The following is a 23548-nucleotide window of genomic DNA, read 5'->3' as shown; positions in this document are numbered from 1 at the left end:
AGCAGCAAATCCGCTTCGCTTTATGCCGCACTACTCCGTATCACGCCTTATCCGTTGCCTGCTGCTGAGCTCCTTGCTGCTGCCCGCTCTGCCCGCGGCGGCTCAGCAGGCCACCGCGGCCAAGGCGGGGCGCTGGAGCCTGAGCAGCAGTTTGCTGGTCGGGCGTCTGCGCTACCCGGCGGCCCGGCAGCGCAACGGCTCGGCCGAAAACGGCACCGACTACACGTTGGGCCAGCACCCGCCCCAGGTGGGCGCCGCTGTTGGCGCTACCCTGGCCCTGCCCGTGCCCCCGGCCAGCCGCAGCACCTGCTTTGTGCTGAGTTTGCGCGCGGCCTACAACCGCCGGCAGCTGACCGTGCATGCCGACCCGTATGCGCCCACCGTGCCGCCGCCCCCCGCCTACGACGCGCGTTTCCGCTACCGCACCGTGGATGCGCAGGTGGGGCTGGGCGTGCGCCATTACCTGGCGCCGCGCCGCCGGGTGTTCTGGGAAATCGGCCCCATGCTGGCCCTCACCTGCCAAGACTACAGCCGCCTCGACAGCGAAGCCAGCACCAAAGGTTATTTGCCGGCCCCGGGCACCAATGTGCTCCTGCGCGGCGCCTTCGGGCTGCGCCCGGCCGGGCCGGCCAGCCGCTGGCAGCTGTCGGCCGGCTACGCCCGCGGGCTGGTGCTGCGCCGCACGCAGGTGGCCACCGGCGAAGACTTTGCCGAGCTGACGGTGCAGTACGCCCTCAAGCCGCAGTAGCCCGGCCGCTAGCCTTGGCTCCCGCACCTAGAGCACTTGACGAGCCGCTTTTCCGCCGCATATTGCGGCCGTCGTTGCGTCACCCGGCGCTTCTTTCGATTTATCACTTGAGCGGGCCAGTGTCGGCCGCCCTGTTGTTATGCCCCTGCGGCCGGCAATTCGTAACCACCGATGCAGAAACCATTGCTATTAGCTGTGCTGGGCAGCATCGGAGCCTGTTGCCCGGCCTTCTCGCAACAAGGGTCTCCCCACGGCGAAGTCAGCGTGTATGCTGGCCCCGTGCTTACCATCCCGAGCTACGCCAGCGCCACGGCACAAAGCGGGGGGCTGGGCTCACTCACGACCTACCGCCTCGGCAACGCCACGCCCCAGGTAGGCGCCGCCGCGGGTATCACGCTGGCCCTGCCCGTGCCCCCAACGGGGCAGCGCACCTTCGTGCTACTGCGCGCCGGAGCGGCGTACCTGCGCCGGCAAGCCAACGTAACCGTTAACCCGGGGGCGCCCCGGGGCTACCCCCGCGAGCCGGAATACCAATTGCAGCAGCGCTTTCGCACCGTCAACGTCCGCTTGCTGCTGGGCCTGCGCTACTGGCTGGATGAGCACCTCGTGCTCGAAGCGGGCCCGATGGTGTCGGTGAACATGCAAGACCACAGCCGCATCCGCAAAAGCTACCTAGCCCACCCCGACAGCAGTTTCAACGACACCAGCGTGGGCCTGGGCGTGGCCAATCTACTGCTGCACGCTGGCCTGGGCTACCGCGCCGCCTCGGCCCGACACCCGTGGGTTATCATGGCCAGCTACGCGCAGGGCCTGGCGCGCGACCAAACCCTGGGCCTGGGGGAAAGCTACGCCGAAGTAACGCTGCACTACCCGCTGCGCCAGGCGCGCTAGCTGACGGCCGGCTTGGGCTGCTCGATTTCCTGGGTCAGCTCCTGGTACCAGGCTTCCCCATACTTGCGGATCAGCGGCTCCTTTAGAAACTTGTACACCGGCACGCCCAGCTGGGCCCCAAAGGCACAAGCCGGGTTGCAGATTTCCCACCGGTCGTAGTTCAGCGCGTCAAACTCGTCGTACTTGCTGATGCGGATGGGGTACAGGTGGCAGCTGATGGGCTTTTTAAAGGTCGTCGCGCCGGCCAGGTAAGCTTGCTCGATGCCGCACTTGAGGATGCCCCGCTCGTCGTAGAGGGCGTAGGCGCACTCGCGGTTGTCGATGGTGGTCGTGCTGTAGTCGCCCTCCCAATCCTTGACGTACAGCCCCTGCTCTTCGATGGCGTGGCGGCCAGCGTGGGTCAGGAAAGGTTTGATCTTGTCGTATTCCTGCTCCAGAATCCGTAGTTCGGCTTCTTCGAGCGGGGCGCCCAGGTCGCCCTCCACGCAGCAGGCGCCCTTGCAGCGCTCCAGGTTGCAGACGAAAAACTGGTCACGGACGTCGTCGGAGACAATGGTATTCTGGATGACAATCATCGGAAAAGCTGGCAAAGCGAACCGCAAAGATACGGCGGCAGATTCGCTGCCGAACAACGCCCGGCGCGGCGAAGTTCGCGGCAGCCCACGACTGTACCCCTGGCCCGCGCAACGGTTGCTTGACCTGTAACAGCAATATAGCATTTGACTTATGCAGCGGTTGCGTTAGCTTGGCATCTCTCCCAGCCGCATGAATTCGTCCGTCACCCCTGCCATTCGCTCAGCTCCCACGGGCTGGCACCTGCTCAACACCGTAGCCGCCAGCGCCGCCTTGGGCGTGATGCTGAGCCCCTTGCTCTACGAACTATCCGTTGCCACCGGGCTGCTCACGCCCCTGCAGGAAGCGTCGTCCAGCTGCGGTGACACCCCCACGCAGTGGCTCACCCTGCGCATCGGCCTGATCTGGGGCGCGGTGGCGGGCACGGCGCTGGCCGCGGCGCAGCTGCTGCAGCGCCGCCGCTGGGCCATTGCGGAAGTGCTGCTTGACCTGGTGGCACTGTACCTGAGCCTGACGCTGTTTCGCTACGGCTTTGTGAAGGTGCTGGCCACCCAGTTTCCGCGCCTGTGGGCCAACCTCGACACCCCGCCGGCCGAATTGACTCCGATGCGCGTAGCCTGGCAATTTTTCGGCTACTCGCGCGGATACCAGCAGTTTCTGGGCTGGGGCGAAGTGGTGCCGGCGGCCCTGCTGCTCGTTCGCCGCACCCGCACGCTGGGCGCCTTCATTGCCACGGTGGTGATGCTGAACGTGTTTGTGGTCAACGTGTTTTTCGACGTTTGCGTCAAAATCGGTTCGGGCAGCTACCTGTTCTTCGCCTTGCTGCTGCTGTTGCAGGACGTGGACCGGCTCTGGCAGTTTTTCATCGGCCACCGACCCGCGGCGCTGCGCACCCTGCCCGCCACGGCCTCCCGCTTCGGCCGGCGCGGGCGCTTGGTCTACCGCGGCCTGGGCGTGCTCTTCACCCTGGCCGTTATCGGCCTGACGGCTCTGGACGTGCAAGGCACCCGCGAGTACGCCGCCGAGCAGGCCGCCGTGCTACCGCTGACCGGCGTGTGGGAAACCGCCCGGGCCGCCCGCTGGCAAGCCGGCCGCTGGCAGCCGCTCACCCCCGCCGACTCGGCCTACCCCGCCCGCGCCTACTTCCAAGCCGCCCAGGCCGTGCTGCGCAACTCCGTGCGCCGCGACCGGTTCGTGACCGAGCCCGATTCGGCCCGCCCGAAAGAACTGATTCAGCTCATTGCCCGCAACGAAAACAACGACTACGCCGCCCCGCGCCGCTGGCAGTATCAGCGCACGGCATCGGACTCGTTGCAGCTGCGGGGCCGCTGGCGCCGGGATTCCGTGCAGCTGGTGCTGCACCTGAACCGCGGGCTGATGAAGTAGGCTTTCTTATTGTTACGGCTACTATGACCAACAAAGCCGCAGAAGCATGTACTCGCATTGCTGCTTTTGACTGCCATTCCGATGACCTATTGCGGCTTGAAGCAGATTCTGCTGCGCTGTTTGAATCTGGTCAAGCCAAGCAATATCTCGATGTATTGTTCGATCTGTTTGAGCGTTTTCCGGATGAAGACAATGAGGTCTTTTGGGGTGTCATGCACGGCCTGGAGGATCTTGACGACTACGAGTCCGCATTGCTTGAGTCCATTCAGCGGCAGCCGTCAAGTATGGGGTTGATAATGGTCAACAGAATGCTTAATGCGGATAAGCCGGTTGTTGACGACACCAGTTTGCTTGAACTCCTGCACCGAGTTGCATCAGATACTAGTATTAAGGAGGTGATACGCGAGTATGCCCAAGATTTTATCAAGCACCAGCAACAGCGGACTACTGACGGCTCTTAGTCAACTAGGCTGGTCCATTCTGCAACGCTAACCACATTAGCCGCCCTGGCGCTTCCCCCGCCGCACCTTTCGCCCTACCTTTGTGGTTTAGCTGTTGATTCGGCTACAGAAAGACGCATGGCACTGGATTATATCAACCTCCTGAACGAGTCGCAGCGCGGCGCGGTGTTGCACACCGAAGGCCCGGCGATGATTATTGCGGGCGCGGGCTCGGGCAAGACGCGGGTACTGACCTACCGCATTGCCCACCTGCTGGAAAAGGGCGTGGACCCGTTCAATATCCTGGCCCTGACCTTTACCAACAAGGCGGCCCGCGAAATGCGCGCCCGTATCGAGAAGGTGGTCGGCCCCGAGGCCAAAAACCTCTGGATGGGCACCTTCCACAGCATCTTCGCCCGCATTCTGCGCTCGGAGGCCGACAAGCTCGGCTACCCGCGGCACTTCACCATCTACGACACCCAGGACACCAAGACGCTCATCACCCAAATCGTGAAGGAGCTGGACCTGGACGACAAGCTCTACAAGCCGAGCACGGTGCTGGGCCGGATTTCGGCCGCCAAGAACAAGCTGATTTCGGTGCAGCAGTATATGAACGACCCCGTCATCAAGCAGGACGACGAGGCCGCGCTGCGCCCCAAGATTGGCGTGATTTACCAGCAGTACCAGCAGCGCTGCTTCAAGGCCGGCGCCATGGACTTCGACGACCTGCTGTATCAGACCAACGTCTTGTTCAAGGACCACCCGGACGCGCTGAACAAGTACCAGAACATCTTCCACTACGTGATGGTGGACGAGTATCAGGATACGAACTACTCGCAGTACCTGATCAGCCGGAAGCTGGCGGCCAAAAACCGCAATATCTGCGTGGTGGGCGACGACGCGCAGAGCATCTACGCCTTCCGCGGCGCCGACATCCAGAACATTCTCAACTTCGAGAAGGACTACCCGGAGCTGGCCATTTTCAAGCTGGAGCAGAACTACCGCTCCACCAAGAACATCGTGAAGGCGGCCAACTCGGTTATCAAGAACAACCAAGCCCAGCTGCGCAAGAGCGTTTTCTCCGACAACGAGGAGGGCCCGCGCATCGAGGTGATTCGGGCGGCTTCCGACAACGAGGAAGGCAAGCTGGTGGCCAACAGCATCTACGAGGAGAAGATGAACCATCACCTCTCGTATGATCATTTCGCTATCCTCTACCGCACCAATGCCCAGAGCCGCGCCATGGAAGAATCCCTGCGCAAGCTCAACATCAAGTACAAAATCGTTGGCGGCCTGAGCTTTTACCAGCGCAAGGAAATCAAGGACCTGGTGGCGTACCTGCGCCTGACGGTGAACCCCAACGACGAGCAGGCCCTGCGCCGCATCATCAACTACCCCAAGCGCGGCATCGGCGACACCACCATCAGCAAGCTGATCAACGCGGCAGAGGAGTCGAACCACACGCTCTGGGAAGTGGTGACCAACGCCGACCAGTTTCTGCCCGCCCGCGTCTCGAATCCGGTGGTGGACTTCGGCGAAAAAATCAAGAGCTACGCGGTGGTGGCCGGCAAGGACGACGCCTTCGAAGCGGCCAAGTTCATTGCCAAAAACTCGGGCATGATCGAGGACCTCTACGCCGACAAGAGCATCGAGGGCCTCTCGCGTTACGAGAACATTCAGGAGCTGCTGAACGGCATCAAGGAGTACGTCGACGACCCGGAGCGCGAGGACAAGTCGTTGGCCTCCTTCCTGCAGGACATTGCCCTGGTCACCGACACCGACCTCAAGGACGCCAAGGACGAGGGTGAATCGGTCACGCTGATGACCATTCACTCGGCCAAGGGCCTGGAGTTCCGCAACGTGTACATCGTGGGCATGGAGGAAAACCTCTTCCCCTCGCAGATGATGATTACCTCGCGCACCGACCTGGAGGAGGAGCGCCGCCTGTTCTACGTGGCTATTACCCGCGCCGAGAAAAAGCTCACGCTGAGCTACGCTACCTCGCGCTACCAGTGGGGCAACCTGCGCAGCTGCGAGAAAAGCCGCTTCATCGACGAAATCGACCCGACGTTCGTGGAGTTTAAGTACGGGCAGGAGGAAAGCCCCTTCGCCCCGGTGCTGGAGCGCCGCTCGAACCTGGTCGGCGCGCAGAAAATCAAGCCCGCCGCGGCCCCGGTAAAGCCTTACGTGCCCTCCCCCGATTTCAAGCCCTCGGACACGACCAACCTAGCTGTCGGCAACAAGGTGGAGCACCCGAAATTTGGTTTCGGCTCGGTGAGCAAGCTGGAAAAGCAGGACGGCTCGGTAAAGGCCACCATTCAGTTTGAGGGCGGCGTGGGCGAGAAGACCCTGCTGCTGAGCTTCGCCAAGCTGCGGATTGTGTAAGGCCTCGCCACAGTAGCGCGAACTTCCAGTTCGTGTATCGTAAAACGATGGTCGTCCGGCCGTCCGCAACGGTACGCGAACTGAAAGTTCGCGCTACTTCTTTCACCACCGAACCGCGCCAACTGCCGTATATTTAGCGCTTCAAATAGCCGGGCTTTTCGCCGCCCGGCTTCCTCGGCTGGCCTTCCCTCCTATCCGGGTGCTAGAATCCGCGCCGCCGAATCCTTTCCTGACAAACCAATGATTGACAATCTTCCCCCGCAGCTCCAGCTGTTGGTGCGCGAATACGGCCAGAATACCTACCAGCTGGCCCAGACGCTGCTCACGCTGGAAGACCGCACCGAGCGCACCAAGCGCGCCCACCAGATTGTGCAGCTCATGTTCCGCCTGAATCCCGGCGTGCGGGAGCAGCAGGACTACCAGCACAAGCTCTGGAACCACCTTTACGCCATGACCGTCAACCAGCTGGACGTGGACGCCCCCTTCCCGCTGACCGGCCTCGACCAGTTCAACAACAAGCCGGAACGCCTCGTCTACCCCACCAAAGGCCCCAAGCTGCGCCCCTACGGCAAAAACGTGGAGGAGCTGGTAGCCAAGGCTGTGGCCATGGAAGACGCCACCCAGCGCGAGCAGGCCGCCATCAGCATCGGCCGGGTGATGAAGTTCCTGCACCGCATGCACAGCAAGGACATTCCGAAGGACGTGACCATCATCCGGCACCTCAAGGATTTGTCGGCCGGCAAGCTGCAGCTCGATCAGGCCCAGGTGGACGCCGCCGGTGGCTTCGACACCATGACCGGCTCGGCCAGTCAGGGCAGCGGCGGTGGCCGCAGCCAAGGTGCTTTCGTGGTGCCGCAGCCCCGCCAGGAGCGGGAGCAGCGCCGCGGCGGCGGCGGCGGCAAGCAGGAGCGCCGCGACAAGCGCCGGGGCAAAAAAGGAGGCCGTGAACAGCAACAACCGCCGCAGTAACCCTCGCGGCACGCACCATCAGAATGGCAGCAGCTTTTGAAGTAATCGGCGGGAAACCGCTGCGCGGCGACATCGTGCCGCAGGGGGCCAAAAACGAGGCCCTGCAAATCCTCTGTGCCGTGCTCCTGACCGCGGAGCCCGTCACCATCAGCAACATCCCGGACATCCGCGACGTCAACAAGCTCATCGAGCTGCTCGGCAGCATGGGCGTGAAGGTGGAGCGGCTTTCGGCGGATACCTACCGGTTCCAGGCCGACGCGGTCAACCTCGACTACCTCGACACGCCGGAGTTTGTGAAGCAGGCCCGCGAACTGCGCGGCTCCGTCATGATTCTGGGCCCGATGCTGGCCCGCTTCGGCAAATGCCAGCTGCCCAAACCCGGCGGCGACAAAATCGGCCGCCGCCCGCTGGATACGCACTTCTGGGGCTTGCAGAAGCTCGGCGCCGACCTGAAAGTGGAAGGCCCGGAGTTCTACCGCATGTCGGCCCCCAACGGGCTGCGCGGGGCCTACATGCTGCTGGACGAAGCCTCGGTCACGGGCACGGCCAACATCGTGATGGGCGCGGTGCTGGCCGAAGGCACTACTACCATCTACAACGCGGCCTGCGAGCCGTACCTGCAGCAGCTCTGCAAGATGATGGTGCGCATGGGCGCCAACATCCAGGGCATCGGCTCCAACCTGCTGGTCATCGAGGGCGTGAAAACCCTCGGCGGCACCGAGCACCGCATGCTGCCCGACATGATTGAAATCGGCTCCTTCATTGGCTTGGCGGCCATGACTGGCTCCGAAATTACCATCAAGGACTGCGCTATTCCGGAGCTGGGCCTGATTCCGGACACCTTTCGCAAGCTGGGCATCCAGCTGGAATTCCGCGGCGACGACATCTACGTGCCGGCCCAGGACCGCTACGAAATTGCCACCTACCTCGACGGCTCCATCCTGACGGTGTCGGACCACACCTGGCCCGGCTTCACGCCCGATTTGCTGAGCATCGTGCTGGTAGTGGCCACACAGGCCAAGGGCACCGTGCTCGTGCACCAGAAGATGTTCGAGTCGCGCCTGTTCTTCGTCGACAAGCTCATCGACATGGGCGCGCAGATTACCCTCTGCGACCCGCACCGCGCCATCGTCATCGGCCTCGACAAGCACCACGCCCTGCGCGGCATCACCATGACCTCGCCCGATATCCGCGCCGGCGTGGCCCTGCTGATTGCAGCCCTCTCGGCCGAAGGCAAGAGCACGATTCTCAACATCGAGCAGATTGACCGCGGCTACCAGAACATCGAAGGCCGCCTGCAGGCCCTCGGCGCGCAGATCAAGCGCGTCGGCTAGTTCGGCCTGGTCCTACATCCCCAAAGCCCCGCCCCTACCGGCGGGGCTTTTTGTTTGCCCGATGAGTTACGACAAAAGGAAATTACCCGCCCGTCGTTATCCGTTCACATTCATCTAAGCCCTTGTATTGCCATGCATAAACTAACTGTAATTCTGGTGGGGTTGGGGTTACTGCTGGGCGCTTGCAGCCACGACAGTAAGGAAGCGGCCGTGGCTGATCAGGCCGTAATGCTAGAGGCCCCGGCCGTGGAGTACGCGCCGGTTGCCGGGGCCGCCGAAGCGCAATCAAATGCTTTGGCCGACGGCGGCAGCGGCCCGGCGGCCGTGCCCGTGAGCCCCACGGCCCGGCAGCTGATTTACAAAGCCGACGTCGATATTAAAGTCCGCGACCTGCCCCGCGCAGCCGCTCGCGTCGACAGCATCGTGCGGCGCAGCGGCAGCTGGGTGGGTGCCGCCGCCCAAACCCGCTCCGACGACGCGTGGCGGCAGGAAATGACCATCCGCGTGCGGCCTGATCGGTTCACCAGCCTGCTGGCGGGCCTTACCTCGCTCGGCACCGTGGAGCGCAAGGCCCTGACCTCGGAGGACGTGACGGCCGAGCACGCCGACGTGGCCGCCCGCTTGCGCACCAAGCGCGCGTTGGAGCAGCGCTACATCGGGCTTCTGAGCCAAGCCAAGAAGGTGAGCGAAGTGCTGGAAATCGAGGCCAAAATCGGGCAGGTGCGCGAGGAAATCGAGTCGGCGGAAAGCCGATTCAAGGCCATGAACGACCAGGTGGCTTATTCAACCATCACGCTGAAGCTTTACCAGCCGCTGGCCCTGCCCGCCCCCGATGCCCCGGTTATTTCCTTCGGCAGCCGCGTAGTCGAGGCTTTTTACAACGGCTGGCAGCTGGTCACGGGGCTGTGCATCGGCTTGGTGTCGCTCTGGCCGCTGCTGCTGGTCGGCGGCGTGGTGATCTGGCTGGTTCGCCGCTGGCGCCTGCGTCGGCTGGCACTGCAGCAGTAATGCCCCGGCCCCACAAAAAAGCCCGGCACCTTGCGGTACCGGGCTTTTTTATGCGCATATGGCCATCTGCGGCTTAGTCGATAATCATATCGACCACCGACGTCACCAGCGTCAGCACAATGCTGAAAATGAGGGCGTAAAGAAAACCGTCGACCTTGAAGCCGGGCAGCAGCCAGTCGGCCAGCAGCACGATGACGGCGTTGATGACCAGCAGAAACAGGCCCAGGGTCAGCACAGTAATGGGAAAGCCCAGGATTTTCAGGATGGGCTTGACCACCGCGTTCAGGATGCCGAGCACCAATACGAGTAGCAGCGCGTCAGTGAAGCCGCCCAGGTGGGCGCCCGGCAGCACCTTCGTCAGCACGTAGGCGATGATGGCGCTGAGGATGAATTTTAGAATGAAGCCCATACGGGAAACGGTTTGGAAGGAGGAGAAACAAGAAGCCCGCCGACTCACGGATGAGCCGACGGGCAACTATACGCAAAAGTCTATGCTTGGCTGCGCTTACGCTTCCGTAATGCCGTTGGCCGTCAGCCGGCCCTGCGACACGGCCATCCAGTTGGCCATCTGGTAGAGCAAGCGGGCGCCCACGTTGCCGTTCCAGTCGGTGTCGCCGGGGGCCACTTCGTTCAGGTCGCAGCCGATAATTTGCCGGCCCGAGCGCACCACGGCGCGGATCAGGTACAGCGCCTCCTCAAACTCCAATCCGCCGGGCACCGGGGTGCCGGTGCCGGGGCACAGCTTGGGGTCCAGCCCGTCAATGTCGAAGCTCAAATACACCTTTTGGGGCAGTTGCGCAATGATTTTGCCGCACTGCTTTTTCCAGGACTTCTTCTCGTACATGCCCTCGCGCAGGAAGCGGTGGTGGAACATCACCACGCGCCCGCCCGACTGGGCAATGACGTCGGCCTCCTGCTGGCACAGGTCGCGGATGCCCACTTGCACGAGTTTCTTCACCTGCGGCAGCTGCAGGGCGTTGTACATGATGCTGGCGTGCGAGTACTGAAAGCCCTCGTAAGCCACGCGCAAGTCGCAGTGCGCGTCGATCTGCAGGATGCCGAATTCCTCGTGGCGCTCGGCCAAGGCGTGCAGGTAGCCCAGCGGGGTGCTGTGGTCGCCGCCGAGCACCACCACGCCCTTGCCGGCGTCGAGGTAGGCGCCGGTTTTGGCCTTGAGCCACTGCAGCAGCGCCTCGCCGCGCTCGGTCACTTTGTTCGTGACGTTGGCGTACTTCTTGGCCGAGGCGGCAGGTTGGCCGTCTTCGAGCCAGCCGATGTAGCCCTCGGCCAGTTCGCGCAGCTCGCGGCTTTCGGCCTCCCACTTCTCATCAACCTCTTCCATGGCCAGGCCCAGCTTCCAGGCGTCGGGCAGGTCCGGGTCGTAGAGGTCGACCTGAGCCGAGGCATCGGCAATGGCGGCCGGGCCCTGAGCCGTGCCGGCGCGGTACGACACGGTCACTTCCCACGGCACGGGCACCACCACCACCTGAGCTTCCTCGGGGGTGAAGGGCAGGCCGAACAGGCCCCCGGAGGTATCACCCACGGCGTTGGGGTCGAAATTGGCTATTTTCTGCTGCAGCGCAAGTGCAATCGGGTCGTGCATGACAAAGGGAGGGTGAAGGCGGAAAGAAACGAACTGAATAAGCCGTTCGAAAGGTCGGGTGAAATTAGAAGTCGTCTGTTACCCTGACGAAGGAAGGACCTCACCAAGCGTGAACATATCGTTGTGGCGATGCTTGTTCAGACGTGATAAGGTCCTTCGCTGTACTCAGGATGACAGACGACATTTCACGGTTTCGTCGCAACCGGACGGGCTAGGCGGGCAGGCCGTTGCCGGGCAGGTCGTAGGTCCGGATGATGGTCAGGATCTTGTCGAAGGTTTCGCGGTCGAAGAACAGCATCAGCGGCAGCTCCACGTTGCTGTTCTGGTCGGAAAACTGCGTAATGACCGAGAAAATCAGCGGTTGCATCTTTGGATGCGTTTCCAGCAGGCTGTCGAGCGAGTGGGCTAGGCTGCCGTGGGCAGTGCGCGGCGGGGCCCCGTAGATTTTGGCCTTGAGAATGTTGGCCAGCTGGGTGACCAGGGCCCCGGTGATGATGTTGCTGATTTCGAGCAGCAAAGACTCCTGCATCTCGTTAATCTGCAGGTCCTCGCTCACGTCCATGCGCAGGCACACCTTGGAGAGGCGCTGCACGTGCTGACCGGAAAAGAACATCAGCGTGGTGCCGTTGAAGTCGCCTTTGATGTCGGATTGAATCGCGACGTGGCTGCTCTGGTAGCTGCTGATAAGCTTGAGAATGTCGCCGGCGCGCACCAGCTCCAGGCTAGGCACTTCCAGCAACACCCGTTCCTGGGCAATGGCTGCAAACGAGTCGGCGGCCCGCGCCAATCCGATATTCAGGATTTCGCGGATAATATCCCGTTCCAGATCATTCATGAGCAGGTCCATACGGGTGGCTTAGGTTAAAAGCAGGCCGGCGGCGGCAACGCGGCAGCGACCCTGGGGGGTTGGCAGTACGAATTTCATGGGCGGCGGGATAAAAACAGGCGGGTAATTGCCGGCACGTCGAGTACCAAGCACACCTGCCCGCTGCCGAGCAAGGTAACGCCGCCAAACAGATCGATCATATCGAGCGGCTGGCTGACGGGTTTGATGACGATGTCCTGCTGGCGCAGGAATCGGTCGACAATCAGGCCTAATTTACGGCCGTTGTAGTTCGTGATGATGATGTCTTGCGCGCCCACCAGCGCGGCGCGGTTGGCCAGCGGCAGGGCGTCGTCGTTGTCGGCCAGCAAATCGGCCAGGCGTACGACGGGAATGTTTTCGGTCAGCACCTTGGCCAGCAGCGTGCCGCCCACCACGTGCAGCTTCTCCGGCTGCAACGACACCACCGAGTCGGTGTGCATCAGCGGCAGGGCGTACGGGTGCCCGTCGAGTTCGAAGAGCAGGGCGCCCTTTACGGCAATGGACGTGGGCAGCACCAGCGTGAAGGTGGTGCCCTGCCCCAAGCGGGAATCCACGCGCAGCTGGCCGCCAAGCGAGTCGATGGCGAGCTTCACCACATCGAGGCCCACGCCGCGGCCCGAAATTTCGGTGACCTGCTCGGCCGTAGAGAAGCCGGCTTCGAAGAGTAAGTTGTGGACTTCGGTTTCGTTGAGGCGGCTGGCCGCGTCGCGTGAGAGCAACCCACGCTCCACGGCCTTGCGGCGCACGCGCTCCACGTCCACGCCGCGGCCGTCGTCGCTGATGCGGATGAGCACGTTGTCGCGGTCGGTTTGGGCCGACAGGGTCAGTTGGCCGATTTCCGGCTTGCCCGCTTTTACCCGCTCCCCGGGCGTTTCGATGCCGTGACCGATGGCGTTGCGCACCAAGTGCAGCAGCGAATCGGTGATGATCTGCAAGATGTTGCGGTCAATCTGGATGTCCTGCCCGCTGATGGTCAGCTCCACTTGCTTCTGCTCAGCGGTGGCCACGTCGCGCACCACCCGCGGAAACTTGTTGAACAAGGTGCCCACGCCCACCAGGCGGGCGTCCATCACGGAGTACTGCAAATCGTCGGCGAGGCGGCTGAGGTGGGCCGTCACGCTCTGCAGCGTCGTGTCGCCGATTTCTTGGGCCAGGGTCAGCACCCGGTCCCGGTCGATGATCAACTCCCCGACGAGGTTGAGCAGGTGGTCGAGCTTCTTGATCGGGATGTAGACCAGGTCCGACAGCTCCAGCTTGCGGGTGGCGTCTTCCTCGGTGCCCGATTCGTCGTCCACCAGCACCGGCTCTTCGCCCTCGATAACCCGGTCGAGGTTTTCGATGAGCGGGACGTTTTCGGTGAGTTCCTGGTTGGCTCCCACCGCCCGGATCATGCCCCCGAGCACGTCGATGCCGCTGAAGAGCACGGGCACCATGGAGCCGGCGAAGGGGCGCTCCTTGCTGCGGATCTGCCCAAAGATGGTCTCCATGCGGTGCGCCACTTCGCCGATGGCGTCGTGGCCCATGGCGCGGGCGTTGGCTTTGAGGTTATGCAGCAAGCGGAACACTTCGTTCAGCGCCGCCTCGTCCTCGGGCCGCTTTTCCAGCACCGACATGTGCTGGCTCATGGCGTCGTAAGCCTCCAGGGCTTCGGCCATAAACAACTCCCGGTATTCCTGTTCGCGTGACTTCATCGGGAGTACGAACGAATAGCGGGTGACACGCGCACCGGCGCGGCGGGCCGCAGCGGTTGCACGTGGCCGTTGATAAAGCGGGCCATGTCCTCCAAGGCCAGCACGGCCGAAGCATGCCCGCCCTGAATAACGGATTTGGGCATGGCAAACACGGCGGCGGTCTGCTCGTTTTGCGCCAGCACCGTGCCGCCCAGGTGCCGAATCATGGCGGCGCCGGCTGTGCCGTCGCAGCCCAACCCGGTGAGCACGACGCCCAGCGTGCGCGTGGCCGCCGCCCGGGCCGCCGAAATCATCAGCAGATCGATGCTGGGCTCGTCGAGGCCGGCGGCGGGCTCGGTGGCTTCCTGCAGCCAGAGCGACTGGCCGATTTCGCCGCGCACGGCCCAGTTGGTGCCGCCCGGCACGACCACAATCTGCCCGGCCTGCAGGCGCAGCCCAACGCGGCCTTCCACCACCGGCAACGAGGCCGCGCGGCGCACCCGCTCCACCAGCGAGGCAGTGAAAGCCGCCGGCAGGTGCACGGCCACGATAACCGCCCAGCGCAGCCCCGGCTGCAGGCCGCGCACTACCGTTTCCACCGCCGCCGCCCCGCCCGTCGAGCCGCCGATGACGACGATGCCCCGGGGCGTAGTGCTCAGCACGTGGCCCGCCAAGCCCAAGGCTACCGAGCCGCTCGCGACGCTCAGCCGCTGCACGGCGGCCGTAGCCACCGCGCGCGACTGGTGCACTTTGCGCAGCAAGTCGCGGCGCACGAAGCCGTAATTGGGGTCGGCCGGGGCCGGCAGCGGGCCGAAATGGTCGTACACGCCCCACTGGGCGGCTTCGCGCAAAGCGGCCGCGGGCAGGCTGTAGCCCGAATACAGGAGCACCGGGCCGCGGTGAAACTGCGCCAGCCGCTGCATGCTGGCAACGGGCTGCTCACCGGTAATGACCAGATCGGGCCGCAAACGGCGGGCTTGAGCAATCAGGTCGTCGGGACCAGCCGTGCTGCCCACAATCTGCACGCTCGCGTCGGTCCGCAGCAGCTTGGACAGCGCCAAGCGCATCAAGCCCGGCATATCGCCGAGCAGGATGGTCAGGGGAGCAGGCAGTACGGGGGTATTAAACAAGGCGCAACGAAACAGAAACAGAACACGGGCCGGGCGCCGCTAAGCGAACCGCGGCGGCAATGCCAGATGCGTGGTTAAGCCGAAGCGCCGCCGTCCTGCAGCGCGCCGCCCACGATTTCGAGCACCTTGTCCTCGGAAAACGGCTTCACGATGTAGGCTGAAGCCCCGCTTTCCAGCGCCTCGTTGACGATTACCTCCTGGCCCACGGCCGAGCACATCACGATTTTCACGTCGGGCAGCTCCTGGCGAATATCCTTCAGCACCTCCAGCCCGGTGTTATCGGGCAGAATCACGTCGAGGGTAATCAGGTCGGGCTTGGTTTCGGTCGCCAGGTCACGGGCCTGCTGGCCGTTGGCGGCCTCACCCACCACGTCGTAACCGGCGTCGGTGAGCATATTCTTCAGCATCGTGCGCATGTAGAACGAGTCGTCTACGATGAGGATGCGGTTTTTCATAAGGATGCGGTCTGAAAGTGAGCGTGGGAATGGCAGAGTTACCGGGCCTATCTACGCTCGGCAGCGGCGGAAGATGTGGCTTTGGGGCGGAGCTGCATGATTTCCTCGGGCGTGAGCAGCTTGAGCATGTCCAGCACGATGATGATGCGGTTTTCCACCCGGGCGATGCCCTCGATGTATTTGTCGTTGATGTTCAGGTCCTGGATAAATTCAGGGGCCTTTTCAATGCTGGCGGCCGACAGAGACAAGGGCTGCGGCACTTCGCGCACGATGATGCCGATGGTATAATCCTTGGCTTCGATGGCCATGGTGTACGTGACGCCCGTCACCGGCTCGTTGTTGGCGGTGCGCAAGCGGAAGCGCTCCTCCAAGTCGATGATGGCAATGATGTCGCCGCGCAGGTTGGCAATGCCCTTCACGAAACGCGGCGTTTTGGGCATGCGCGCAATTTCCGGCGTGAGCGTAACCTCTTTGACCTGCTCGATGCGAATCCCGTATTCTTCGCCGGCTAGGCGGAACACGATCAGTTGCACGGGCACGTCCGGCTTGGAGGTTTTTTTATCGGCGGCCGCTTGACTTTCAGGCATGCACGGGGTGGATTGTGGCGAAACGGTCGGCCCGGCCGGTGCGGATCAGGCACCGGCCGGACGGCGTCAAGACCGAGTTACTTTTTGCGTTGTTTGGGAGCCGGCGCCTTCGCACCATTGTTCGACCCGGCGTTGTCAGCCGGTTTGCTCGCTTTGGCCTCGGCGGCCGCGCGTTGTCCCGGAGCTTTCCGCGGGGTCGGGATGGTGGGCTCGGACGGTTCGGCCGAAGCCGGAGCTGCCTTACGGGCCGGCATCGGACGCGTCGGCGCGGCGTTGGTCGAAGCGCCGTTCTGATTGCCAGCAGCTTGGCGCTGCTGCGCCGGCAGCGGACGGGCCGGGCGGCGAGGCGGGGTCGTGGGCGTCACGGGCGGCGCGGCCGGTGCGGCAGGCCGGGCGGCCATGCGGCCCACGGGGCGGGGCGCAGGTGCTTCGGTCTGCTGCATCATAGGCTGCCGGCGCACCGGACGAGCAGGACGTACGGGCTCGGGCTCGTAGTACACGTCCTCGGCCATGTAGTCCATCAACTGGAAGGCCGAAAGGCCCACCTGTAGGTCGTCGGCAATGTCGGTCAGCTTCTGGCTCGAAGCCGTCAGTTCCGACATCGACGAGCTGAGTTGCTTGGCCGTGGAAGCCACCTGCTGTGTACCCGACGCCGTTTGCTCGGCAATGGCTACCACTTCTTCCACGTATTTCACCACGTCGCCGATGGAGGTTTTCTGCACCTCGGTAGCCGTGAGAATGTCGCGGGAAGTGCGCAGAATCTCGCCCGAGGAAGTGGCAATGTTCTTAAAGGCCGACGACGCTTCGAACGTAGCGTTCTTCCCTTTCAACACTCGGCCTTCCATGGTCGAAATTGCCGCAGCGGCCGAAGCCGTATCCTTTTTCACATCCTCCACCAGCGTGTTGATTTCGTTGGCGGATTTGCGCGAGCCTTCGGCCAGCTTGCGGATTTCTTCGGCTACTACCGCGAAACCACGGCCGGCTTCCCCGGCGCGGGCAGCTTCGATGGCGGCGTTTAGAGCCAGCAGGTTGGTTTGGGCGGCAATGTCGGTGATTACGCCCAGCGACTTGGAAATGTCCTGCGAGCGAACCGACAGTACATCGATGGTGCGGGCGGTACCGGCCGAAGCGCTGGAAATTTCTTCCATGTTCTTCACCACCTCGGCCACGGTTTTCAGACCGAGCTGCGAGGTTTGCTCCCCGAGGATGGCGGCTTTGTTCACCACATCGGCTTTGTTGGCCGTTTCCTTGGTGGCCGTCATGATTTCCTCGATCAGTTTGAAGGCCTGGTCAGTCTTCATTGCCTGATTCTGGGCACCCTCTGCCATCTGCTGCATGGCCAGCGACACGTCAACCGTGACGCGGCTCATTTCCAGACCTTTCTGGGCCATTTCTTCCGACGAGGCCCCTACTACCAGCGACGACTCGTTGATTTCCGCGAGCAGCTCGTTGAGCGAGTCCACGGCGGTGTTCAGGGCCATGGCCATGGCGTAGATGTCGCCGGCGGTGGGTACTTCTACGCGCTGGGTCAGGTCGCCTTCCGAGAGGGCCCGCACCACGCGCGACACTTCCAGTACCGGCGAGGCAATGGACTCGATCAGGTCGTTGAGCGTATCCACGATGTCTTTCCACGAGCCGGATACCCCGGTTACCATGGCTCGCTCGGTCAGCTTGCCTTCTACCCCGGCTACGCGGGCCACACGCGACACTTCCTGCGCCAAGCGGTTCAGGTCGTCCACCATGCGGTTGATGGTGTCGGCCAGGTCGGCCACCTCACCGCGGGCTTCCAGGGTCAGTTTCTGGGTAAGGTCACCCTGCGATACGCCGGTTACTACCTTCACAATACCCCGCACCTGCGTGGTAAGGTTGGCAGCCATGCGGTTTACGTTGTCGGTCAGGTCCTTCCACACGCCCGACACATTCGGCACGTTGGCCTGGCCGCCGAGGCGGCCTTCGGTACCCACTTCCTGCGCCACGCGGGTTACTTCGCCGGCGAATACGTTGAGCGAGTCCACCATCTGGTTGAGGATGTTCTTCAGCTCGAGCATCTCGCCGCGCACATCCACCGATACCTTCTGGGTCAGGTCGCCTTTTGCTACCGCCGTTGCTACGTTGGCAATGTCTCGCACCTGCGAGGTCAACGACGCGGCCATGGTGTTTACGTTGTCGGTCAGCTCCTTCCAGGTACCCCGAACGTTCGGTACGTTGGCCTGACCGCCCAGCTTGCCTTCGGTACCTACCTCACGAGCCACGCGGGTTACCTCGTCACCGAAGGTATTCAGCGAGTCCACCATCTGGTTCAAGTTCTCCTTGAGCTGAAGAAGCTCACCTTTCACATTTACAGTGATTTTCTGGCTCAAGTCGCCGCGGGCTACGGCGGTAGCTACGTTGGCAATGTCTCGTACCTGAGAGGTCAGGTTCGAGGCCATCGTGTTTACGTTGTCGGTTAGATCCTTCCATACCCCGCCTACGTTGGGCACGTTGGCCTGGCCACCGAGTATACCTTCGGTACCTACCTCACGCGCCACGCGGGTTACTTCGCCAGCGAAAATGTTCAGGGAGTCCACCATCTGGTTCAGAATGTTCTTCAGATCCAGCAGCTCGCCTTTTACATCAACCGTGATTTTCTGGGTCAGGTCGCCTTTTGCTACGGCCGTTGCTACGTTGGCAATGTCTCGCACCTGGCTCGTCAAGTTCGAGGCCATGGTGTTTACGTTGTCCGTTAGCTCTTTCCAGGTACCACCGACGCGGGGCACGACGGCCTGACCGCCCAGCTTGCCTTCGGTACCTACTTCGCGGGCCACGCGGGTTACCTCGTCACCGAAGATGTTGAGGGAGTCCACCATCTGGTTCAAGATGTTCTTGAGCTCCAGGATTTCGCCCTTTACGTTTACCGTCATCTTCTGCGACAAGTCGCCGCGGGCTACGGCGGTAGCTACGTTGGCAATGTCTCGCACCTGAGAAGTCAGGTTCGAGGCCATGTTGTTTACGTTGTCCGTCAGCTCTTTCCACACCCCGCCGACGCCCGGCACAATGGCCTGGCCGCCGAGCTTACCCTCTGTGCCTACTTCGAGTGCCACGCGAGTTACCTCGCCGGCAAACAGGTTGAGCGAGTCCACCATCTGGTTAAGGTTCTGCTTCAGCTGAAGCAGCTCGCCTTTTACATCTACCGTGATTTTCTGGGTCAGGTCGCCTTTTGCTACGGCCGTTGCTACGTTGGCAATGTCTCGTACCTGCGAGGTCAGGTTCGAGGCCATCGTGTTCACGTTGTCCGTCAGTTCCTTCCACACACCGGCCACGCTGGGCACGTTGGCCTGACCGCCGAGGCGGCCTTCGGTGCCTACTTCCTGCGCCACGCGGGTTACCTCGCCGGCGAAGAGGTTGAGCGAGTCCACCATCTGGTTGAGGTTCATCTTGAGCTGCAATAGCTCGCCCTTCACGTCAACCGTAATCTTCTGGCTCAGGTCACCTTTTGCTACAGCGGTAGCCACGTTAGCAATGTCGCGCACCTGACTCGTCAGGTTGGCGGCCATGTTGTTTACGTTGTCGGTGAGGTCTTTCCACACGCCACCAACACCCGGCACCACTGCCTGGCCGCCTAGTTTTCCTTCGGTACCCACTTCCTGCGCCACGCGGGTTACCTCGCCGGCGAAGAGGTTGAGCGAGTCCACCATCTGGTTGAGGTTTTCCTTCAACTGGAGCAGCTCGCCCTTTACGTTTACCGTAATCTTCTGACTCAAGTCGCCGCGGGCTACGGCCGTGGCTACGTTGGCAATGTCACGCACCTGGCTCGTCAAGTTCGAGGCCATCGTGTTCACGTTGTCCGTCAGGTCCTTCCACACGCCGCCCACGTTCGGTACGGAGGCCTGGCCGCCCAGCTTACCCTCGGTACCTACTTCCTGCGCCACGCGGGTTACTTCGCTGGCGAAGACGTTCAGGTTGTCGATGGTTTTGTTGATGGTTTCGGCCATCAGCTTGAAGTCGCCCGACACCGGAATCTGGAACGACTCGTCCAGGTTACCCCGGCTGATGTTCTTCAGTACCTTGCCCACTTCCAACACCGGCACGGCGATGGAGTCCACCAAGCCATTGATGTTGTTGATCATGTCCCGCCAGAAGCCCGTGGCGTTTTCCCCGGAGGCGCGCGCTTTTAGGTTACCCTCTACCCCGGCCACTTTGGAGATGCGCGACACCTCGCCGCCCACGCCGCCGATCATCTCCACCATGGAGTTGTAGGCTTCGGCTATTTCGGCGAAGATGTCGTCGTTCTGCTTGGTCAGGCGCACCGAGATGTCGCCTTTTTTAAAGGCGTCGAGCGCGTAGAGCACGCGGTTGAGTTGCTCGTTGACGTAATCCGGATCGGCCGAGTCGTTGGCGCCGCCGCGGGCCACGCCGCGCTTGCGCGTGAGGTCCGAAGTGGTACGCGCCAACATGCCGCCCAAGCCTACGCTGCTGCGGGCGGGCGTAGCGGGGGCGTCGTTGGATTCGGGCAGATTAGCGTCGGAGGGCGTAGGCGTCGTAGCAGGTTTGCTGTTCTTACCGGTGGCCATATGTGCGGGATGCGGGACGCGCCGAAGCGCAATGAGGGCATGGGGAAGCCGGCCGGGCATGGCAGGCGGTATCGACAAAAGTAGCAAACGACATCGGTTGCGCGCTACTATATATTCTTTTGTGTTGAGGGCGGGTCAAATATGACTCCGCAAGGGTGCTGATGGGCAATACTTTCACCGGGGCGAAACTCGGCGCGAACATGGCGCGTTGCTAGGAGCCTACTGTAAGCACAGGGCTGCACAATGGATTATTCGTTCATCTTTGCGGCCAACTTCAACGCCGTGCCGCGCTTTTAGGTTTCCCTTTTCCCCAAACCGCCACTTAGCGCCTACCGATACTTTCCCCTAATTGTATGGTCAAGAATCTTGTCATCGTGGAGTCGCCCGCCAAGGCGAAGACCATCGAAGGCTACCTGGGCAAAGACTTCATCGTCAAGTCCAGTTTCGGCCACGTCCGCGACCTGCCCAAGGACAACAACGCCATTGATATTCAAAACGGCTTCAAACCGACCTACGTGGTGTCGCCCGACAAGCGCGAGGTCATTGCCCAGCTCAAGAAGCTGGCCAAGGAAGCCGAAACGGTGTGGCTAGCCAGTGACGATGACCGCGAAGGCGAAGCCATCAGCTGGCACCTGGCCGAAACGCTGGACCTCACGAACGCCAAGACCCGGCGCATTGTGTTCCGCGAAATCACGAAGAATGCCATCCTGACCGCCATCGATTCGCCCCGCGAAATCGACCTGAACCTGGTGAATGCCCAGCAGGCCCGCCGCGTGCTCGACCGTCTCGTGGGTTTCGAGTTGAGCCCCGTGCTCTGGAAAAAGGTGAAGACGGGCCTCTCGGCCGGCCGCGTGCAATCGGTGGCCGTGCGCCTAGTGGTGGAGCGGGAACGGGAAATCAGCCAGTTCAAGGTCAGCTCGGCCTACCGCGTAGTGGCCCGCTTCGACGCGGGCAACGGCGCCGTGCTCGAAGCCGAACTGCCGCGCCGCCTCACCACCCGCGAGGAAGCCGAGAACTTCCTGGCTCGTTGCGCCGGCGCGGCTTACACCATCGACACCTTAGAAAAGAAGCCGGGCAAACGCTCCCCCGCCCCGCCCTTCACCACCTCGACCCTGCAGCAGGAGGCTTCGCGTAAGCTGAGCTTCTCGGTGGCGCAGACCATGAGCGTGGCCCAGCGCCTCTACGAAGCGGGCAAGATCAGCTACATGCGTACCGACTCGGTGAACCTCTCGCAGGAAGCCCTGAGCGGCGCCAAGCACGAGATTGAGCGCAGCTACGGCCCGGAGTACGCCCACACCCGCCAGTACAAAACCAAAGCCGCCTCGGCCCAGGAAGCCCACGAAGCCATCCGCCCCACGGACTTCTCCCTGGTGAAAGCCGGCGAGGACTCGGCCGAGCAGCGCCTCTACGACCTCATCCGCAAGCGCGCCCTGGCCTCGCAGATGGCCGACGCGCAGATCGAACGCACCACCGCCACCATTGCCATCAGCACCCAGCCGGGCACTGTGCTCAGCGCCACGGGCGAGGTCATCACGTTCGAGGGTTTTTTGAAGGCCTACACCGAGTCGAAGGACGAGGACGATGCGTCGGACGGCGAATCGTCGTTTTCGCGGGGGCTACCGCCCTTGTCGGTGGGCCAGCCGCTGCCGCTGATGCGCTTCACGGCCACGGAGCGCTACGCCACGCCGCCGGCCCGCTACACCGAAGCCTCGCTGGTGAAGAAGATGGAAGAAATGGGCATCGGCCGCCCGTCGACCTACGCCCCGACCATCAGCACGATTCAGAAGCGCGGCTACGTGGAGAAAGACTCCCGTGAGGGCAAGGAACGCAAGTTTCACGTGCTCACGCTGGACGGCGCGAACGTAAACACCGAGGTCAAAACCGAAACCTACGGCGCCGACAAGGCCAAGCTGTTCCCGACGGACACGGCCATGGTGGTGAACGACTTCCTGGTGGAGCACTTCCCGGTGATTGTGGACTTTCAGTTCACGGCCAAAGTCGAGGACGAGTTTGACCGTATTGCCGACGGGCTGGAAAGCTGGGAGGAAATGATTTCGGGCTTCTACGGCACCTTCCACGAAACCGTGGAGCGGGGCAAGGAAGTGGAGCGCGCCGACGTGGGCACCACCCGCGAAATCGGCCTGCACCCCGAAACCGGTGAGAAAATCTACGCCAAGCTCGGTCGTTTCGGGCCTTACGTGCAGCTGGGCGAGACGGACGGGCAAACCAAGCCGGCCTACGCCAACCTGCGCAAAGGGCAATTCATCGAAAGCCTGACCCTGGAAGACGCGCTGGAGCTGTTCAAGCTGCCGCGCGTGGTGGGCGAGTACGAAGGCGCCGACATGACCGCCGCCGTAGGCCGCTTCGGCCCCTACATCCGCCACGACGGCAAGTTCTACTCTCTGGCCAAGGGCCAAGACCCGCACACCGTCACGGCCGAGGAAGCCGTAGAGCTCATTAACGCCAAGCGCAAGCAGGAGGCCGAAAAGGTCATCAAAAGCTTCGAAAGCGAAGGCCGCGCCGACGTGCAAGTAGTCAACGGCAAATACGGCCCCTACATCGTGGCGGCGGGCAAAAACGTGAAGATTCCCAAGGGCGAAGAGCCGCGGGAGCTGACGCTGGCGCGCTGCATCGAGTTGGCCGACGCCACGCCGGACAAGCCCGCCAAAGGCCGCTTCGGGGCCAAGAAAGCCGCGGCCCCGGCGGCCGACGCCCCGGCTAAGGCCGCGAAGACGACCAAAACCGCCGCAGCCAAGAAAACGACCACGGCGGCCAAAAAGCCGGCGGCGAAGAAAGCCACCGGTACGGCCGGCAAGAAGGCCGCTAAGTAGCCGTTCCACCCTCTTCGAAAAGCCCCGCTGACGCACACTCGTCGGCGGGGCTTTTGCGTGCCCTACCTTTGCCGGCTGCGGCCCCGACGCCGGGGCGGTGAAGCAAGGTATTTTAGGTTGGAT

18 protein-coding genes are annotated in these 23548 nt (G+C 62.7%); 9 read left to right on the top strand and 9 right to left on the bottom strand.

Features of this window, described 5'->3' with window-relative positions; genetic code table 11:
* The first annotated feature begins 22 nt into the window (after positions 1-22).
* Positions 23-748 (top strand): hypothetical protein, encoded by a 726-nt coding sequence (locus tag LJ737_RS06135; RefSeq protein WP_227763739.1) that lies wholly within the window; start codon positions 23-25, stop codon positions 746-748.
* Between the two features lie 171 nt (positions 749-919).
* Positions 920-1639 (top strand): hypothetical protein, encoded by a 720-nt coding sequence (locus LJ737_RS06130; RefSeq protein WP_227763737.1) that lies wholly within the window; start codon positions 920-922, stop codon positions 1637-1639.
* On the opposite strand, the gene LJ737_RS06125 is transcribed toward LJ737_RS06130, so the two are convergent.
* Complete coding sequence (locus tag LJ737_RS06125; RefSeq protein WP_227763735.1) at positions 1636-2214, bottom strand: DUF3109 family protein; 579 nt, start codon at positions 2212-2214, stop codon at positions 1636-1638. The two genes, LJ737_RS06130 and LJ737_RS06125, sit on opposite strands and share 4 nt — an antisense overlap.
* A gap of 190 nt (positions 2215-2404) precedes the next feature.
* Here LJ737_RS06125 and LJ737_RS06120 point away from each other — a divergent pair, with 190 nt between their 5' ends.
* The 6 genes from LJ737_RS06120 to LJ737_RS06095 all read left to right on the top strand — a co-directional run bounded on the left by LJ737_RS06120 (position 2405) and on the right by LJ737_RS06095 (position 9734).
* Positions 2405-3598, top strand: coding sequence for a hypothetical protein (locus LJ737_RS06120; protein ID WP_227763733.1), 1194 nt, complete (start codon positions 2405-2407; stop codon positions 3596-3598).
* Positions 3599-3621: 23 nt separating this feature from the next.
* Positions 3622-4059: a hypothetical protein gene (locus tag LJ737_RS06115; RefSeq protein ID WP_227763731.1), complete on the top strand. Its 438-nt coding sequence runs from the start codon at positions 3622-3624 to the stop codon at positions 4057-4059.
* A gap of 123 nt (positions 4060-4182) precedes the next feature.
* Positions 4183-6423: an ATP-dependent helicase gene (locus LJ737_RS06110; protein WP_227764451.1), complete on the top strand. Its 2241-nt coding sequence runs from the start codon at positions 4183-4185 to the stop codon at positions 6421-6423.
* 240 nt (positions 6424-6663) lie between these two features.
* A complete protein-coding gene (locus tag LJ737_RS06105; RefSeq protein WP_227763729.1) occupies positions 6664-7392 on the top strand; it encodes a DUF4290 domain-containing protein in 729 nt (242 codons plus the stop codon).
* Between the two features lie 23 nt (positions 7393-7415).
* On the top strand, positions 7416-8726 hold the full coding sequence (gene murA, locus LJ737_RS06100) for a UDP-N-acetylglucosamine 1-carboxyvinyltransferase (protein WP_227763727.1): 1311 nt from the start codon (positions 7416-7418) through the stop codon (positions 8724-8726).
* A gap of 132 nt (positions 8727-8858) precedes the next feature.
* Positions 8859-9734: a DUF4349 domain-containing protein gene (locus tag LJ737_RS06095; protein ID WP_227763726.1), complete on the top strand. Its 876-nt coding sequence runs from the start codon at positions 8859-8861 to the stop codon at positions 9732-9734.
* Positions 9735-9807: 73 nt separating this feature from the next.
* Here LJ737_RS06095 and LJ737_RS06090 read toward each other — a convergent pair whose 3' ends face one another.
* From LJ737_RS06090 to LJ737_RS06055, 8 genes are all read right to left on the bottom strand, one after another.
* The gene (locus LJ737_RS06090; RefSeq protein ID WP_138075019.1) at positions 9808-10143 is read right to left on the bottom strand and encodes a phage holin family protein; all 336 of its coding nucleotides are present in this window, start codon (positions 10141-10143) and stop codon (positions 9808-9810) included.
* A gap of 96 nt (positions 10144-10239) precedes the next feature.
* Entirely contained in the window at positions 10240-11337 is a 1098-nt protein-coding gene (gene speB, locus LJ737_RS06085) for an agmatinase (RefSeq protein WP_227763725.1), read from the bottom strand.
* Between the two features lie 211 nt (positions 11338-11548).
* Entirely contained in the window at positions 11549-12184 is a 636-nt protein-coding gene (locus tag LJ737_RS06080; RefSeq protein ID WP_227763724.1) for a chemotaxis protein CheC, read from the bottom strand.
* A gap of 74 nt (positions 12185-12258) precedes the next feature.
* Positions 12259-13893, bottom strand: a complete 1635-nt coding sequence (locus LJ737_RS06075; protein WP_227763723.1) for a chemotaxis protein CheA — start codon at positions 13891-13893, stop codon at positions 12259-12261.
* Positions 13890-15002, bottom strand: coding sequence for a chemotaxis response regulator protein-glutamate methylesterase (locus LJ737_RS06070; protein ID WP_227763722.1), 1113 nt, complete (start codon positions 15000-15002; stop codon positions 13890-13892). The genes LJ737_RS06075 and LJ737_RS06070 overlap by 4 nt, the downstream gene beginning before the upstream one ends.
* Before the next feature lie 74 nt (positions 15003-15076).
* A complete protein-coding gene (locus tag LJ737_RS06065; RefSeq protein ID WP_227763721.1) occupies positions 15077-15457 on the bottom strand; it encodes a response regulator in 381 nt (126 codons plus the stop codon).
* Positions 15458-15504: 47 nt separating this feature from the next.
* The gene (locus LJ737_RS06060) at positions 15505-16044 is read right to left on the bottom strand and encodes a chemotaxis protein CheW (protein ID WP_227763719.1); all 540 of its coding nucleotides are present in this window, start codon (positions 16042-16044) and stop codon (positions 15505-15507) included.
* Between the two features lie 77 nt (positions 16045-16121).
* On the bottom strand, positions 16122-20594 hold the full coding sequence (locus tag LJ737_RS06055; protein ID WP_227763718.1) for a HAMP domain-containing protein: 4473 nt from the start codon (positions 20592-20594) through the stop codon (positions 16122-16124).
* 353 nt (positions 20595-20947) lie between these two features.
* Here LJ737_RS06055 and topA point away from each other — a divergent pair, with 353 nt between their 5' ends.
* Entirely contained in the window at positions 20948-23425 is a 2478-nt protein-coding gene (topA, locus tag LJ737_RS06050) for a type I DNA topoisomerase (protein WP_227763716.1), read from the top strand.
* The last annotated feature ends 123 nt before the right edge of the window (positions 23426-23548 follow it).

Source organism: Hymenobacter sp. 15J16-1T3B, assembly GCF_020711235.1.
In the GTDB taxonomy this organism is placed as follows: domain Bacteria; phylum Bacteroidota; class Bacteroidia; order Cytophagales; family Hymenobacteraceae; genus Solirubrum.
The sequence above is the reverse complement of the archived record's forward strand: the minus strand, read 5'-3'. Positions and strand labels throughout refer to the sequence as shown.